Source organism: Ancylobacter sp. 3268, assembly GCF_031456575.1.
GTDB lineage: Bacteria > Pseudomonadota > Alphaproteobacteria > Rhizobiales > Xanthobacteraceae > Ancylobacter.
Window position 1 is genome coordinate 21,261 of record NZ_JAVDUX010000026.1, and the last position, 14,954, is coordinate 36,214.

The following is a 14,954-nucleotide window of genomic DNA, read 5'->3' on the forward strand; positions in this document are numbered from 1 at the left end:
GTTTTTTTCAATTCTCCTCGAGAAAAACATATTGGGCGCGGGAAACAGCGCACCAGGAGCACCTCCAGGCGTCTCCCCCACGCCAACCATCAGGGGGGGAATTTCAACCAGGATGACGCGGTTTGTCCGACTTCCATTAGTGACGCGCATCACCATCAGAAGGTGCGGCAGGCGTTTTGGCGCTCACATCCTCGGCGCTTGCGAACCTGTTCCCTCGATGGCCCGATGTGGGAAGCAATCTCCTACCTCGGGTCCGCGGGCGGCTTGACCCGGATGCCGGAAAGATCGACCCGGATGTCAGCATTGTTCGGATTTCCCGATGTGCCACTCTTCCCATCTGGTTCGGCTGCTACGGTTTTCGCTGGAACACTGGGCATAGAGGCTCCGGGCTCCGCATCAGAGCGCTGGAACACGAAGGTCCCCTCGAAATACCCCGTTCTCCACGCCAGGATGGCGTCCCCGAATGCCTCCTCCGCATCCCGCCCGTACCATCGGGTCACGATGTCATAGACTTTGCCGAACAGAGCACTACCCATGCGGATGTTCGCGCAAGCGTCGACCAGATCGGCTTTGAGTTCCACGGCATCCTGTACCCCGAAACCAGCCGGTAGCTGGGTGACGCCGACGCGCACGACATGACGCCCAACATGCTGCCGGATAAGTTCCAGCGCCTCTTCCGGCGAACTCGGTTTCGGTACTAGTATGATCCGATTGCCCGCGCGGACCGTCACGGCCAGGGGATCAGGAGTCCCCACCTGCTCGATGAACTTCTCGACAATCGCCGGCTTCAATTTGGGGTCGGCGCATTGTTGGATCACGGCGGCATCCACCACTTCCGTCTCCTCCTTGCTTCAGGTGTTGAACGAGATCACCAGAGGGACGGCGAACAGCCGCGCCCACGCGCTCACGCTCGCCTTCTGGATCTCGACGATCGAGGAGCCTTGGGTCCACCAGCCATTGCCAGCCGCGACGATCATCTCCGCGCCGAACCACATCGATTGAAGAATAGGCCAGACGATGAGCTGTTCGTAGCAGATGACCGGCGCGATCCGGATGCCGGCGAGTTCCACTACCGGGTTCGCAAAGAAGGAGGCGCGGGCGCCGCCGCCCGCTCCGGTCCATGTCGCCCAGGGCTGCCACATGGACACAGGTACCGGCATTCGCTCGCGGTAGAGCACACTCGCCTTACCGGACGAAATTTCCACCATCACGTTGTCGTAGCTATGCCGATCGAGCACCGCAGCGCCGGCGAGGAGTGTGACGTTCGAGTCACGCAACGCGTTGATCCAGAGATTTTCGAGGGTCGGGGTCCAGAACCCGAGCGCGCTTTCCGGCAGGATCACAACGTGGGCACCGCTGGTGGCCTGCTCGCGCACCAGGGTGGCAAGCGCGTCCTGATAGACAAGGGAATGCTCGCGGCCGAGGTTCTGACCGAGAGAGAGGTCAACGCCCCTCCACCCCACGGGCGCTGGCGGTTTGGCCGGGTTCGTCGCCGACCATAACCATAGACCAGCGAGGACAATCATCATGACCGGCCAGGCGCGCGTGGTCGCGACCAGCAACATCACGACGGCAGCCGTGAGCCCCCACCAGCCCCAGCCTGGAAAGAGGACCCCGGCAGCCGTCACGGGATGCGCCCACCCTATGATTCCAAACGGCGGAAACGCCATCAGAAAAGCCGCCACCAGATAGCGAAGCGCGCGCGTCCATCCGGGTTGTCTCACCCACAGCGCAGCGTGCACTCCGACAAAGAGACACGACGCGCAAATCCATAGCCCGAGTCCCAACCATAGATCGGAGGCAAAGAAGGTAGCGACGCCCTGCGGTAGGCCTCGCGAAGCCGCCAGGAAATACGCCATCGAGACCGCCGCCGCCGTGACGCGGTTCGGCGCCCACGCCCAAAGCGCCGGGAACAACATGGCGAAGGGAAGTGTGAGCGCATGGCCGCTCCAGCCCACCCAGCCGATGGCGACGGCCGCTGTGACGAGGAGGGCAGGGCGCCAGCGATCAGGGATGGAGGGTGAAGATCGGCCGCGCCAGACCGAGAAAGCCGGCGGCGGGGATCGGCCCGAAGTAGCGGGAGTCATAGGAACCTGCGAAAGGAGAATGGACGAAGATTTGGCTGGCGGGAACAATGCCGCCGGCCCAGGGGATGAGCGGACGTCCAGCGCCATCGCGAGCGATCAGTTCGGAGCGGGACAGGGCGGCGCCATCGATCATGACGCCGGCGCCGACCTCGATCCGACTACCGGAGAGTGCCGCGACAGTCTTGATGAGCGGTGCTACCGCGCCGGGGCACGATCCCCAATGGAGGTAGCCGCGCACGAGGCCGAAGGCCGAGATCGGTCCCGGCGGCGGACAGACGAAGACGAGATCCCCGACCGCGAGAGGACGCTCCAGCGGCACGATGCGCCACAGCCCAATCGGCTCGCTCGGCGTGAGGTTGATGCGCCATCCGCCGAGCCAGCCCGGAACGGCGATCCCCGCCATCACGACCCCGCCGCCGACCAAGATCGCGAGCGCACGCCGCCGCGTTTCGCCGCTCTTCTTTCCGGTCAGCTTCCCGGCATCCGCACGCGCACCGACCGTCATTTGAGCGACAATCCTTGCCGCTGCGATTGGCCCATCGCCTCGGCCTGCTTCAGCCCCTCAGCGGTGCTCTGCTGGGCGGCGAGTTGCTGCGCCGTGCGCATCGTCGGCCAGGCCGATTTCAGCTCATCGCGTTGGCAGGCACTCATCCCGGCGGCGAGCTGCTCGAAGGTGGGCCCCTCCGGGGTCTTCGCGCCGTTGGCAAGCATGGACCGCTCGCCGAACCGCTCCGAGACCGCTCGAGCAAAACCCTCGAGCTCGGCCTTCACCATCTTGTCCTCGAGAGAAAAGGCGAGCGCCGCCGGAAGATCGTTGCGGTCGATCGCGTCGCGGACCTTTGCGAGAGTCTGCCTGGCCATCGATGACAGTCCCGGGATGTCGATGGCGACCTTCACGCGGGCCGCGCGTTCCTCGGCCTCAAACTTACGCTCGGCCTCGGCACGCAGCCGCAGATAGCGCTCGAGGTCGCGCGCGAGCGCGGGCATGTTGAGCGCCGCACGTTCGCGGTCGTCCCGGTCGGCGCGGCTGGTGAGAAGGCCGGTCTTACCCTTCAGCGCACCGAAGCTTTCGGGCTTTGCAGCTATCGTCGACAGCGTGGATTTGGCGGTGTCGGCGTTCCTGATCATGCCGTCGACGTCGACCTTGCGGAACGCGACCTCCGGTTCGGCGAAGACAAAGCGGAAGCGCGTCGACACCTCCTCCCATTGCCTCGATAGCCCGGGATCGGCGGCGAGCCTGTCCTCGACCGCCTGATCGACGGATTGGGGGAATGCGGTGATGCCAGCGACCATAGGCCTAATCCCCTTCTGCGTTTCCGGGACGGTGTATTTCGGGGCCACGCCGAGGCCGAACCTCAAACCGAAGGCCAGGAGCCGCGTGCTAAGATCGGCGAGCTTGTCCTTCTGCCGGATGGTCCAGCGCAGCCGCTCAGTGACGAGTGTGCGGGCGACGCGGACGAGGTGCAGGCCGCGCGCTTCAGTGAAGCGCAGAGCGGCGCGATAGGAGCCGGCATGCTCATAGTCGAGCGTGGTTTCCTTGCTCCGATGCTGCGACAGGATCTTCGTCAAGCCGCCGGCCTTCCGGAAGGAAAGCGCCCCGTAATAGAGACCGACGTCCTCGCGATGACGGGTGAGCGCCACATAGGACAGGTGACGGTCCAGCGAGAGGGTGGCGAGCACCTTGACGCGATCGACGGTCGCGCCCTGGCTTTTGTGGATGGTCGTCGCATAGCCATGATCGACATTGGCGTAGAAGCGCTCGTCGACCTCGACGGGGCGGCGGTGTTCGCCCTCGCCGATCATAGCCCTAAACCAACCCGGCCGGGCCTCGACGACATGGGCGATCATGCCGTTCTTCACGCCGAGCGCCGCGTCATTCTTCAGGAACACGATCTGGTCGCGGGCCGCGAAACGGCGGGGGCCATCCTCCGTGCGGAAGGCATGACCTTCTTCCACGAGGCCGCGCTCGATCAGCTTGCTCCGTGCCATGTCGTTAAGCGCGCGCACGTCACGCCGGAGATGGGCGAGGATCAGCGTCGACTTCGCCGGATCATACTCGCGGTTCCAGTCCTCGATGAGTGCTGCAACGGCATTCGTCTTGAGTTCGCCCGGCTGGAGCCTGCCGTTCGCCTCATAGCTCTTCAGCGCCGCGGCGACATTGCCACGCGCGAGATCAAGCGAGGCGTCGCGCATCCATTGTTCGCGCTGGCGATAGATGGTCTCCAGCTCGGCATAGCCGGTGCGCTCGACGATGGCGCGGAACGCGGCACCCGCCTCGATCGGCTGGAGCTGATCGGGATCGCCGACGAGCACCAGCTTGGCGCCGGCCTTCACCACCGTCTCGACGAACAGCGCCATCTGCCGGGATGACACCATGCCGGCTTCATCCAGCACGAAGATGGTCTTTTCGTCGATCTGGTCACGACCCTTCAACCAGGCGCGCTCCCAGGAGGCGAGCGTGCGCGAGGCGATGCCGGCCTCGCTCGAAAGGCCCTCCGCCGCCTTGCCGGCGAGCGCCGCGCCGACGACGCGATAGCCGGCCGCTTCCCAGACTTCCCGCGCGGCCTTCATCATCGTAGTCTTGCCGGCGCCGGCGCGCCCGACGACAGCGGCCAGCCGTCCGTCGCCGGCGACATGGGCAATCGCCACGCGCTGCTCTTCCGAGAGCCGGGCATGACGCTGGAACACCGTAGCGAGCACGGTCTCGCGAACACCATGCGAGGACCGCGCGGCAAGCCAGATCGCGCGATGGGCCATTTCGGCTTCGAGCGTAATCAGCTCACGCGTCGTGTACTTGGCGGGCTCACGGATGCCGCTCGCAAAGCCGATGCGCTCGCCTTCCAGACGGAGCACTTCGGGATCGTGCATGATCCGCGCAAGGAGGTGCTGGAAGGTGCCGGCATCATCGACATAGCGATGCAGCACCTTGGCGATGTCGCGCTCCGTGAAGACGCTCATCTCGCGCGTGACGAGGTCGAGCACGATCTCCGGCCGGCGCAGGATACGCGCGCGGTTCTCGGTCCGTCTCTCCTCATGGAGCGCGACACGCTCCAGCCGGGGCGACCATCCCGTCGCCGCCTCCTTCCGGTCGATCGCCTTCGCCGCCACGCCGACATGGGTGGTCGGTACGAGATCGATACCGCGCTCGGCGTAGGAGCGGCCGTCGACGCGGATGTCGAGACCGGCAAGCGCCAGATGCTTGTTCTGGAGAGCGAGCCAGCCCTCGCGCTGCTCAAGGAACTCCATCTTCTCGCCGGACCAGAGCCGATAGACGATCTTGCCGGCGTCATTGCGCAAGGGCTGCCCGTCCTCGCCGAGCACCGCGACCTTCTTCGACCCGAAGCCAGCTTCGGTCAGAGGCCGCAAAGTGGTCATCAGGTGGATATGCGGATTGCCCGGTTCATCATGGAATACCCAGTCCGCCACCTGCCCGCGGGCGAGCATTTGCGTCTCGACGAATTCGCGCACCAGGGCGATGTTCTGATCGACCGACAGCTCGACCGGCAGCGCGATGATGAACTCCCTGGCGAGTTGCGCATCGGAACGCTTCTCGAAGGCCTCGACCGCATTCCAGAATGCTTCCGCCGCCCCGGCGACCGAGCGATCGGCGATCAGCGCCCGCGCCCAGTCCGGCGCGCCGGCCGGCAGCAGGAATTCTTCATGCTGGAGCCCGCGCCTGGCAGAATAATCGACGATCCGCCCTTCCGCCTCGTGCTCCATCCGCGCGCAATGCCGGTACGCCGCCGACAGCACGACGCTGCGGCCGGAGCCGCGCGAGATGAGCTGGGGCGTGAAATGCGTGATGGCCAAGGCGGCGCGGGCTCCCGAACGACGACAAGACAGGCGTGTTCGTCGGGAGTGGCGGCCACTGGCCGGGCTGAAGCAGGGCGTCGCGATAGCGACGTATTACTGCGCCCTTGGACCATTCCTTCGGAACGGCCGGGATCATCAGCCAAAGTGTCGGCTGCGCCGACGTGCAAATCTGCACCTTTCGATCACAGGGCAACCGGAAGAGCCTTGCCCGATGCGATCCGCACCGGGCGCAACAGGAGGTCCCACCGGAATGAAGAAGCCATCGTCGAAAATCCGCGAGGAAATCATCCAGCTCCAGGCCCAGCTCAAGCTCGCCGAAACACGGGAGGCCGAGCGGATCGGGCGTGTGGCCCTGAAAGCGGGGCTCGGCGAGATCGAGATTGAGGAGAGCGAACTACAGGTCGCGTTCGAGGAGATTGCCGGTCGGTTTCGTGGGAAGGCTGGAAGGGCGACCGGGAAAAGAGATGGCGGCGCCATGGAGGAGCCCACAGCCACGACCCCGAAGGTCGCGGCTGGCGCGGCTGCGGATGGCGCTGGCGAGGTGTGAGCGCATGCGCCAAGCATCCTCAACCGAAGTCCGCAGACAAGACACGCGCGAGAAGATCGAGCTCGGCGGCCTGATCGCCAAGGCGGGGTTGCGCTACGAGAAGCGCGCCGTCCTGCTCGGCGCGCTGATCGAACTCGGCCAGCGGCTTAAGGCCGACGATGCCGAGCGTATGCGCCTCGCCGCGATCGGCGCGACGGCCTTCGGTCATGACGCCAAATAGGCTTCTGCTCGCCTTGGCGCCGATCGCACTGATGATCGGTGCGCTGATCGGCCTCTCCGGTTTCGAGCAAGCGCTTGCCACGCTGGGCAAGACCGACGCACAGCGCCTTATGTTTGGCCGCGCCGGTCTCGCGCTGCCCTTCCTCGCCGCAGCTGCGACCGGCGTGATCTTCCTCTTCGCCGCTGCCGGCGCCGCCAACATCCGCAGAGTCGGATGGGGCGTCATCGCGGGATGTGCGGCGGCGATCACCGTCGCTGCGCTGCGTGCGACATCGCGGTCGCCTGCGCTCGCCCAGATCGATCCCGCATACCTGATTGGCGGAAGCGCCCTGCTGATCGTCGGCTGCTTCGCCCTGCGCGTCGCGGTGAAAGGCAATACCGCCTTCGCCCCATCGGCGCCGAAGCGCGTGCATGGCAAGCGCGCCCTGTACGGCGATGCCGACTGGATGACGATGACCGAGGCCGGCAAGCTCTTTCCCGACACCGGTGGAATCGTCGTCGGCGAGCGCTACCGTGTCGACAAAGGCAGCACGGCGGCGGCGGCGTTTCGCACGATGGACCGGCCAAGCTGGGGTGCGGGCGGGCGTTCGCCGCTGCTCTGCTTCGACGCCTCCTTCGGCTCGTCGCATGGCATCGTCTTCGCCGGTTCCGGCGGCTACAAGACGACCTCGGTGACGATCCCAATCGCGCTCAAATGGGGCGGCACGCTCGTCGTGCTCGATCCGTCGAACGAGGTCGCGCCCATGGTGACCGATCATCGCCGCGCGGCCGGACGCACCGTCCATGTCCTCGATCCGAAACAGCCGGCGACCGGCTTCAACACGCTGGACTGGATCGGGCGCTTCGGAGGGACGAAGGAGGAGGACATCGCGGCGGTCGCCTCATGGATCATGAGCGACAGCGGCGGGGCGCGCGGCGTGCGCGACGACTTCTTCCGCGCCTCGGCCTTGCAGCTCCTGACCGCCCTCATCGCCGACGTCTGCTTGTCGGGGCATACGGAGGAGAAGGACCAGACCCTTCGCCAGGTGCGTGCCAATCTCTCCGAGCCGGAGCCGAAGCTGAGGTCGCGTTTGCAGGAAATCTATGACGGGTCGCAATCGCCGTTCGTGAGGGAGAACGTCGCCGTCTTCGTCAACATGACGCCGGAGACCTTCTCGGGCGTCTACGCCAACGCCGTGAAGGAGACTCACTGGCTGAGCTACCCGAACTATGCCGCGCTCGTGTCGGGCCACTCCTTCGTCACCGACGATCTCGCCGGGGGCGAGACGGACGTCTTCATCAATCTCGACCTGAAGACGCTGGAGAGCCATGCCGGCCTCGCCCGCGTCATCATCGGCGCCTTCATGAATGCGATCTACAATCGCAATGGCGCGGTGCAGGGGAGGGCGCTGTTCCTGCTCGACGAGGTGGCGCGGCTCGGCTTCATGCGCATCCTCGAGACCGCCCGTGATGCCGGCCGCAAATACGGCATCACCCTCATCCTGCTGTTCCAGTCGATCGGCCAGATGCGCGAGACCTGGGGCGGGCGGGACGCCGCCAGCAAATGGTTCGAGTCGGCGAGCTGGATCAGCTTCGCCGCCGTCAACGATCCCGAAACCGCCGACTACATCTCCCGGCGCTGCGGCGCGACCACGGTCGAGATCGACCAGGTCAGCCGCTCCTCGCAATCATCGGGCTCCTCGCGCACGCGATCGAAACAGCTCGCCTCACGCCCGCTGATCCAGCCGCACGAGGTACTGCGCATGCGCGCCGACGAGCAGATCGTCTTCACCGCCGGCAACGCGCCGCTGCGCTGCGGCCGCGCCATCTGGTTCCGTCGGAGCGACATGAAGGGTTGCGTGAAGGCGAACAGGTTCCAGGCGGAGAAAAGCGAAGTGGCGCGTGATGTCGGGCCACACAAACCTTCACGGGAATGAATCGATGCCGCCGGACCGATTCATAAGTGTCGTTGGACGCCGAATCCCGTCGATAGGATTCTGGAGTCATGCTCGCCCAGCCCTATCAGCTCTATATCGAACGCAGGGATGCCTCCAGGAACATGGCCCGGTTCTACGCCATGTCGATCGAGCAGACCCTGTTCGGACAGGCCTGCCTCATCCGGCGCTGGGGACGCATCGGCGCATATGGGCAGACGATGCAGCATTCCTTCGACCGGGAAGACGAAGCCGTGAAGCTCTTCCTCGACTTGCTGCGGCAGAAACGCGACCGCGGCTATCGACCGAAGGGAAAACCGGTCTCGCCGGACAGCTCAACTCCTGAGGGGTAAGAGGCTGGCCCCGCCGCGGAGGCGGGGCCACCTTGATGGTCAGTCCCGGTTGGGCCGGGACCAGATCAGCGAGAGGCCATCCTCTCCTTCGACCTCGACCAGGGTGGCGTAGATCGGAGCCGGGAAGCTCGGGTCGTCCAGCTTGACCGAGAGGTAGTCGCGGCCGCTTTGTTCGGAGTGCTTCTGCCACGCCGCGCCCAGCTCAACCGAGCCGCTGGCGAAGATGCGGAAGTGCGGGCCCTTGTCGGAGGGGTTCTCGATCCGCTCGAAGCGGGCCTTGACGTTGAGGGTGAGAGTCTTGATCGAGCCGGTGAAGCCGTTCGAGGTGGAGGTGAAGGTGCCGATGGTCGCCATGGTACTCGTCCTTTTCCAGATTCTCGGGCCGCGCCCTCCGCGGCCTCGATGGTTGTCGACAAGACCGGGGACGATGGGACCGCACCTCGCAGAGGCCGGAACGAAGTGGAGGGCGGCGTCAGGCAATTTTGTTAGTCGGCGAGGAATGGCGGCGCCCGCAGGGTCCGCCAGGGGTCAGAAAATCGCCTGATGCCGTTGCGGGAAGACGATCGAGGCGAAGCCGGTCTCCGGTCAGACATGCCCCATCGAGCCTGCAGGAGGGTCGGCCGGTACAAGAGAGAAAGGACAGGCCGTGGCTGAACCAGAACCTCGGCACTCTCATTCTCGCCACCGCGCGGAAGATCGATCAGGCGGCAACGCTCCACCGAATTCGAGCACCGGCGGGTTCTGACGAATACCCCTCCAGGCCGGCGCATCACGAACCATCGTCACGGCTACATGAGAATGGACGCCTGCGCCGGACGGCACGCTCATCGCGGCGGCTCCTTCTCCCGCGACGCTCACGCGGATGGAGCCCGTCAGCCGACATCCGAGCCAGTCCCGCCTCATCGAGACCCGTGGCGAGAACCGATGCATGCCTGGCGCCGCTGCCGCAAGGCAGGCCCCACCCCGTCCGGATCCGCGTAGTCGCTTTCCAGGGACGAAAACGTCAACCCTCGGGCAAGGTCTCCGGCCACCGCTGCGCGCCATGCAGGACGCGAACGATACGGACCGCCGTTTCCGTCACGACATAGGCGGCGACATAAGGCGTGCAGGAAATCACCAGTTCGCGCGTCCCGTAATGCGATTGAATGACGATTGCCAGCCTTCTCCCGACTACGCGTCCCTTGCATGCGCTGGCGAACGCGATGATCGGCCGTCAGGATGGAGGTCATCCGGATCGGGGAGGGCTCGCCGCCCTCCCCGGCGACATGCGCAACGAGAAGCCTCAGGCGGCCTCGCGCTCTTGAGAAACAGCCGGCTGGAGGCTGTGTAGGAAGGCGACGGCGCGCTGCGCATGCGCCGCCGCCGAGAAGATCGCTCGCTTGTCCTCAGCCAGCACCTTGAGCCAGGAATCGAGATAGCTGGCATGGTCCGGGCGCGGCTCCAGCTCCGGCACGATGCCGAGATCGGCGCAGAGGAAGCAGCTCCCGAGTTCCGCGATCAGCTCCTCGCGCGCGCGTTCGCTGCTGTCTCTCGAATAGCGGCTGAGATCGCGGTTCACGCGATGCGGCGCCGATGTCCAATGGGTGGCCTCATGGCTGAGGACAGCGACGTAGCTCGCCCCATCCCGGAATGTCTGGAACGGCGGCATCTGGATATGGTCGCTGCCGGGAGAATAGAAGGCGCGGTCGCCGCCATGCCGGATCACCGCGCCGGTGTTGGCGAAGAAGCGGTCGGCCTCCTCGATCCGTTCGATCGGATCGCGAATCGGCTCGGCCTTCGCATGGTAGCGCTCCGGCAGCCCGTCGATCTGCGCGACGTTGAAGGCGGTATAGGCTTTCAGGAAGGGAATTTCCCGCTCGACCTCGCCGCCATTCCCATCGGCCTCGGCCTTGGTGAAGCGGCTTGCAAAGACCACCATGGTGCCGGTCTCGCCCTTGCGGACCGCGCCACCGAGTTCGATCGCCTGCTTGAAGGTCATCCAGACCGGCGAGACGTAGCCGCGTGCCATCGCCTCCGACCACAGCAGCAGCACGTTCATGCCGGAATACGGCAATCCGTTATGGCGCAGCGGCCGCGTCACCCGGCCGATGGCATTCGCGGAACGCCATGGCTGCATCCAGGGCCGCACACCCTTTTCCAGATCCGCCACGATCCTCTCTGTGATCCGCGCATAGATGTCGACGCGCGGCTTCTCTTCATTCCTGCTCATAAACTGAACCTCCGTCCCGGAGGTCGCGCCGATCGCGACCCCGTCACGGCGGTCCTGAAGCCGGGCCGATCAGGAGGACTGCGCACCCCGCAGGGGCTGGAACGCATGTGGAAGACGGCGCAGCCGTTGCGCGGACCGCCGGGCCCGGCAGGACCACAGGCCGGGACGGGGTGTGAGCGCGAGCCGCTCTCTCGTCCTCCTTTTCCCTCCCTGCGCGCGGCGACATGAAAAAGGCCGCTCCCGCATCGCGAGACCGGCTGAGAAGAGGCCGAGAGGCAATGAGAAGGGCGGGGCCGGAGCCCCGCCCGAGGCGGCTCAGCCGAGAGCCGCCATCTGGAGTTCGGCGGCCTTGCGGTCGACGCTGTGGCCGGAATTCTCGACCTGCCGCTCGAAGGGCTTCCAGGCCTCGCCGACGACCAGTTCGTAGGCACCAACCGCGCCCTCGGCCGCCATCCTGAGCGCATGGGCCTGAAGTCCCATGTCGGCCGCGAACTCGCGCTTGCGCTGGGCGCCGCTGTCGAAGCCGACCGGACCGTCGCGATCCTCGTCGCGCATGTCGTTGGCCGCCTTGGCGGTAACATCGCGTGCTTCGGTGACAGCCCGGCTGTAGAACTGCCCGGCACCATGGGCCGAGCCGACATAGGCGCCGACGATGCGCTGCAGGTGGATCTGCATCGCCCGCTCACCGAGCCCTTCCTTCAGCCCATCGGCCGTCTCGACGATCAGGCGCTCATGCTGGTCGCGGATGCCGTCGCTGTCGAGGATCGGGAGTCCGAAGCTCTCGGAGATCAGGGTCATTTGCGTGGCATCGGGGCAGGCAAGGCGGACCATCTCAAGAGTGGTGCCCTTGCGGAGCGGAACAACGCGGGCGGTGTGACGGGAGGACGGAGCGGAGGACGGAGTGCTCTTGGCCATGATGTATTCCTTTCCGGTTTCATCTCCCGAGGTCTGTCCGCCGCTTGCCGGCGTCCCCTCGGGTGCGGTCGAAAGGAACCGGCGGCCGCCGGGCGGTTCAGGGTCCGGTCCTTGCCAGGCGAGCGGACAGCGTCTGCGGACCAGCAGGGCGTCAGCCCTCGCGCAGGACGCGGGCCCGGTCTGCCGAGATCGGCGAGGGCCGGCCGCCACGCGGCGCGGCACGCGGCCTTGAAGCGCCCGGCAGACGGTTCAGACCGCAGCAAACCCGAGGTGATGCCGGTGAGCGGGAGATGAGGGTAACAAGGCAACCGGGAAAAGGAGAAGGCCACCGGCGCCCGACGACCTCCGTCTCCCCTCGACTGTCGCTCTCCGAAGGCCCGGAAGAGAAGGTTCCGCTCCCACCCGTGCTGATCAGGCGACCCGCGGCGGGACGAGACCATGACGCATGCGGAGAACGGCGATCGCCTGGTCCTGATGAGCGAGCCTCCGGGACAGGGCGTCGATCTCGGGCTGGTGCTCGGCGGTCAGTGCGGCGAGATGCGAACGGTAGCGCTCAAGGAAAGCGTCGGGATCGGGCCGCTTGCCATGCCGGTAGCCCGTACGCTTCGGCTGGAGCTGCGGGATCAGTCCCGTCATCCGCCGGACGATCTGCCGGTCGATCAGGTCGAGTTGGCGCTGGATCTGCCGGCGCGCCTCCTCCATGCGCGCGAGTTGGACGCGGACCTCGGATGGAGGGGTCATGTCGCGGTCCTCCCCTGCCAGCCGATGAAGCTCGACGGTCCGCCATAGACGGCGTGGCGGTCGGGATCGATGACAAAGCCGAAGCGGCCCATCGTGTAGTCATCCGACGGAACGAGGAAGCGCCGCTCCTCCGTTCCCGGCCCACGATGCCCGCCCGGTGCCGCGACGCATTCGACGAACCCGGGCTGCTGCTCCGACGTGATCGCCGAGATCACGATCCAGTCACCGGCGTGCTCAGCCTCGAAAGCGCGGCGGTCTTTCTCATGGGACTCACCCGGAGCGAGGATCGTCCCGAAGATCGTCTCCCAGGCATCCGGCCATGAATCCTTCATGGTGCGTTCGGCGCAGCGCCGCTCGAAGCTGATGAACAGATGCGGGAAGGTAATTGCCACGATCGCCCAGGCCTCATCCTCCTCGTAGAAGCCGCCCGCAACCCGCAGCACAGGATCGACCTTGCGATTGCGCTCGGCCGAGAGTTTGAAGCCGCCGTGGCCGGCGGTCGAATGACACTCGACACCCTCGGCATAGACGGTCGCACCCTGCGAGGGTCCCCACGGCGTGTGGACACGAGAGGAGATCTCACGTCGGCCGAGCGCCTGACGTTCGCGCTGGTGCTCGGCATGTTCCAGCACCTGAGCGCAGAACGCCGCCTCGTCGGCAAGCTCGCCGGAGTGGCCGTAGAAGTCATCCCGCCGCCATTCGGCCAGCGGCCGGCCGATCTTCCAGCCGCTGGCGAGGTAATGCCGGCCGTCGCGACCGGGCAGCATAGCGAAGGCGTTGTCGCCCATGCGCGCAACCGGGAGGCCATCGGCGGAGATGCCGAAAGTCGGCGCCACCATCGCAGGCTTCCGGAAGGAAGGGGGATGGTCATGCCGCTCTCCCTTCGACGATATCGGCGCCGACCTCGTCTTCCGTCACCTCATCGAGCACGGCACGCGGATAACCGTGCCGTGACAGCCATTCCTCCGCCGCGGCGCGATGTGGCGCGAGGTAGACCAACTCGGCGTTCTCGCCGGCATGGTCGAACACGCGCACCGAACCGATCGCGGGCCGCTCAACGATGGTGAAGCTGAGCGCGGATTCCACCGAAAAGGTCCGATGGACACGAATGGCGATGACACCACCGGCACCGTAATCCGCCTCGTGCAGGGTGAAGGTGGCCGAGAGCGAGAGATTCCCGATCGCGCGGCCACCGCCTTTGCTGATCAGACGCCCACGGCTGTTGCGGCTCTGCCAGGCTGCGAGCTGCTTCCGGTACCGCTCGGGCGGGCGCGGCGTGCCGTCGGCCCAGGCGACGAGGGAACCGATGGGAGCATGGTCTTGGATGATGTGCGCGGACATGAGGTCCTCCTTGTGCGCGGGCGTGAAAACACGACCGCCGCCGGGATGACCGGCGGCGGCGAGGGCATTCTGAAAGAGGGGAGGGGGAGCCGCTATTCGGCGGCTTCGCGGAAGCCCTCGGGGATACCCGCCTCGTCGAAGCCGTCTTCATCCGCGTCGAAGTCGTGCGCAGGCTCGATGGGCTCATCGCCGTCGCGCTCGTCCTGCTCGGACGGCGTGCCGTCATGCTCGTCATCAATGACGCTGTTTTTCGTCAGCCACTGGCTCAGCGCAGCGGCATCCGGCGCGAACAGCGCCGTCGGATAGACGAAGCGCTCATCCTTGAAGTGCTCCACGAGCGCGGCGCGCGTATCCTTGACCCTGGCACGGGGAGCCACGGATGTGTTCGAGCAGGCGCGCTCGAGGGCAGCGCGCGACAGACACGACAGGAACTCCTCCGTGCCCATGTTCGGCAAGAAACCGTCGGCTCCGACGGCGTTGCCGGCGATCCGGGCCACGATCCCGCTATCGGTGCGGTTCTCCCGCGCCGACAACGCATCGATCAATGCGGAGCGGGCCGCGATGCGCAGCCTGTCCCTATCGGGAACAAGCTGGCCCTCCTCGTCGACGAGGCTGACGGCATGACGCTCCATCCGGGCATAACCATAGATGTCGTCGGATGCTCCCGACTGGATCGAGACGTTGCGCCCGGCCAGTGCCAGCACCAGCAACGCCATCAGCATGTCGTCCTCGATCGGGGCACGGGACAGCGCCTCGTGCAGGGCGTCGGTACGCATGTCACTAATCATCTCGATGCCCTTGCGCGTCACCTCCGGG

The 14,954-nt window shown here is 66.0% G+C and carries 15 protein-coding genes and 1 pseudogene; 4 read left to right on the plus strand and 12 right to left on the minus strand.

The features are described 5' to 3' along the window. Positions 1-242: 242 nt before the first annotated feature. Genes J2X65_RS25150 through traA form a run of 4 tightly spaced genes read right to left on the minus strand, consistent with a single transcriptional unit; the run spans position 243 to position 5,897 of the window. Positions 243-833: a conjugal transfer protein TraH gene (locus J2X65_RS25150; protein ID WP_310207702.1), complete on the minus strand. Its 591-nt coding sequence runs from the start codon at positions 831-833 to the stop codon at positions 243-245. Between the two features lie 18 nt (positions 834-851). Further along, positions 852-2,087 (minus strand): conjugal transfer protein TraB, encoded by a 1,236-nt coding sequence (locus J2X65_RS25155; RefSeq protein WP_310207705.1) that lies wholly within the window; start codon positions 2,085-2,087, stop codon positions 852-854. Next, positions 2,008-2,592, minus strand: a complete 585-nt coding sequence (gene traF, locus J2X65_RS25160; protein WP_404977797.1) for a conjugative transfer signal peptidase TraF — start codon at positions 2,590-2,592, stop codon at positions 2,008-2,010. Before traF ends, J2X65_RS25155 begins: the two co-directional genes overlap by 80 nt. Further along, positions 2,589-5,897 carry a Ti-type conjugative transfer relaxase TraA gene (gene traA / locus J2X65_RS25165; protein WP_310207708.1) on the minus strand — a complete coding sequence of 1,103 codons (3,309 nt, stop codon included), beginning with the start codon at positions 5,895-5,897 and terminating at the stop codon, positions 2,589-2,591. The genes traF and traA overlap by 4 nt, the downstream gene beginning before the upstream one ends. A gap of 253 nt (positions 5,898-6,150) precedes the next feature. On the opposite strand from traA, the gene traC reads away from it, so the two are divergent. The 4 genes from traC to J2X65_RS25185 all read left to right on the plus strand — a co-directional run bounded on the left by traC (position 6,151) and on the right by J2X65_RS25185 (position 8,932). Next, positions 6,151-6,447 carry a conjugal transfer protein TraC gene (gene traC, locus J2X65_RS25170; RefSeq protein WP_310207712.1) on the plus strand — a complete coding sequence of 99 codons (297 nt, stop codon included), beginning with the start codon at positions 6,151-6,153 and terminating at the stop codon, positions 6,445-6,447. Between the two features lie 4 nt (positions 6,448-6,451). Continuing rightward, on the plus strand, positions 6,452-6,667 hold the full coding sequence (gene traD, locus J2X65_RS25175; protein ID WP_310207715.1) for a conjugal transfer protein TraD: 216 nt from the start codon (positions 6,452-6,454) through the stop codon (positions 6,665-6,667). Next, on the plus strand, positions 6,654-8,582 hold the full coding sequence (traG, locus tag J2X65_RS25180; protein WP_310207718.1) for a Ti-type conjugative transfer system protein TraG: 1,929 nt from the start codon (positions 6,654-6,656) through the stop codon (positions 8,580-8,582). Before traD ends, traG begins: the two co-directional genes overlap by 14 nt. A 68-nt stretch (positions 8,583-8,650) precedes the next feature. After that, a complete protein-coding gene (locus tag J2X65_RS25185; RefSeq protein WP_310207720.1) occupies positions 8,651-8,932 on the plus strand; it encodes a WGR domain-containing protein in 282 nt (93 codons plus the stop codon). Between the two features lie 39 nt (positions 8,933-8,971). Here J2X65_RS25185 and J2X65_RS25190 read toward each other — a convergent pair whose 3' ends face one another. The 8 genes and pseudogenes from J2X65_RS25190 to J2X65_RS25225 all read right to left on the minus strand — a co-directional run. Next, on the minus strand, positions 8,972-9,286 hold the full coding sequence (locus J2X65_RS25190) for a DUF736 domain-containing protein (protein ID WP_310207722.1): 315 nt from the start codon (positions 9,284-9,286) through the stop codon (positions 8,972-8,974). Positions 9,287-9,935: 649 nt separating this feature from the next. Further along, positions 9,936-10,091, minus strand: coding sequence for a type II toxin-antitoxin system RelE/ParE family toxin (locus J2X65_RS25195; RefSeq protein ID WP_404977798.1), 156 nt, complete (start codon positions 10,089-10,091; stop codon positions 9,936-9,938). A gap of 123 nt (positions 10,092-10,214) precedes the next feature. Beyond that, entirely contained in the window at positions 10,215-11,141 is a 927-nt protein-coding gene (locus J2X65_RS25200; protein ID WP_310207724.1) for a zincin-like metallopeptidase domain-containing protein, read from the minus strand. Positions 11,142-11,456: 315 nt separating this feature from the next. Beyond that, entirely contained in the window at positions 11,457-12,056 is a 600-nt protein-coding gene (locus J2X65_RS25205; RefSeq protein ID WP_310207726.1) for a hypothetical protein, read from the minus strand. Positions 12,057-12,467: 411 nt separating this feature from the next. After that, entirely contained in the window at positions 12,468-12,797 is a 330-nt protein-coding gene (locus tag J2X65_RS25210) for a hypothetical protein (protein ID WP_310207729.1), read from the minus strand. Then, entirely contained in the window at positions 12,794-13,636 is an 843-nt protein-coding gene (locus J2X65_RS25215; RefSeq protein ID WP_310207732.1) for a DUF7007 domain-containing protein, read from the minus strand. The genes J2X65_RS25210 and J2X65_RS25215 overlap by 4 nt, the downstream gene beginning before the upstream one ends. A gap of 28 nt (positions 13,637-13,664) precedes the next feature. Then, on the minus strand, positions 13,665-14,138 hold the full coding sequence (locus tag J2X65_RS25220; RefSeq protein WP_310207735.1) for a hypothetical protein: 474 nt from the start codon (positions 14,136-14,138) through the stop codon (positions 13,665-13,667). 92 nt (positions 14,139-14,230) lie between these two features. Next, positions 14,231-14,954: pseudogene (locus J2X65_RS25225) on the minus strand (plasmid partitioning protein); the annotation flags it as partial.

What these genes read in the sequence shown, in the direction of transcription:
- traC (WP_310207712.1), top strand. Translation starts at nt 6,151, where the DNA reads ATGAAGAAGCCATCGTCGAAAATCCGCGAGGAAATCATCCAGCTCCAG.
- traD (WP_310207715.1), top strand. Translation starts at nt 6,452, where the DNA reads ATGCGCCAAGCATCCTCAACCGAAGTCCGCAGACAAGACACGCGCGAG.
- J2X65_RS25200 (WP_310207724.1), bottom strand. Translation starts at nt 11,141, where the DNA reads ATGAGCAGGAATGAAGAGAAGCCGCGCGTCGACATCTATGCGCGGATC.
- traF (WP_404977797.1), bottom strand. Translation starts at nt 2,592, where the DNA reads ATGACGGTCGGTGCGCGTGCGGATGCCGGGAAGCTGACCGGAAAGAAG.
- J2X65_RS25210 (WP_310207729.1), bottom strand. Translation starts at nt 12,797, where the DNA reads ATGACCCCTCCATCCGAGGTCCGCGTCCAACTCGCGCGCATGGAGGAG.
- J2X65_RS25220 (WP_310207735.1), bottom strand. Translation starts at nt 14,138, where the DNA reads ATGTCCGCGCACATCATCCAAGACCATGCTCCCATCGGTTCCCTCGTC.
- traG (WP_310207718.1), top strand. Translation starts at nt 6,654, where the DNA reads ATGACGCCAAATAGGCTTCTGCTCGCCTTGGCGCCGATCGCACTGATG.
- J2X65_RS25190 (WP_310207722.1), bottom strand. Translation starts at nt 9,286, where the DNA reads ATGGCGACCATCGGCACCTTCACCTCCACCTCGAACGGCTTCACCGGC.
- J2X65_RS25205 (WP_310207726.1), bottom strand. Translation starts at nt 12,056, where the DNA reads ATGGCCAAGAGCACTCCGTCCTCCGCTCCGTCCTCCCGTCACACCGCC.
- J2X65_RS25215 (WP_310207732.1), bottom strand. Translation starts at nt 13,636, where the DNA reads ATGGTGGCGCCGACTTTCGGCATCTCCGCCGATGGCCTCCCGGTTGCG.
- J2X65_RS25155 (WP_310207705.1), bottom strand. Translation starts at nt 2,087, where the DNA reads ATGACTCCCGCTACTTCGGGCCGATCCCCGCCGCCGGCTTTCTCGGTC.
- J2X65_RS25185 (WP_310207720.1), top strand. Translation starts at nt 8,651, where the DNA reads ATGCTCGCCCAGCCCTATCAGCTCTATATCGAACGCAGGGATGCCTCC.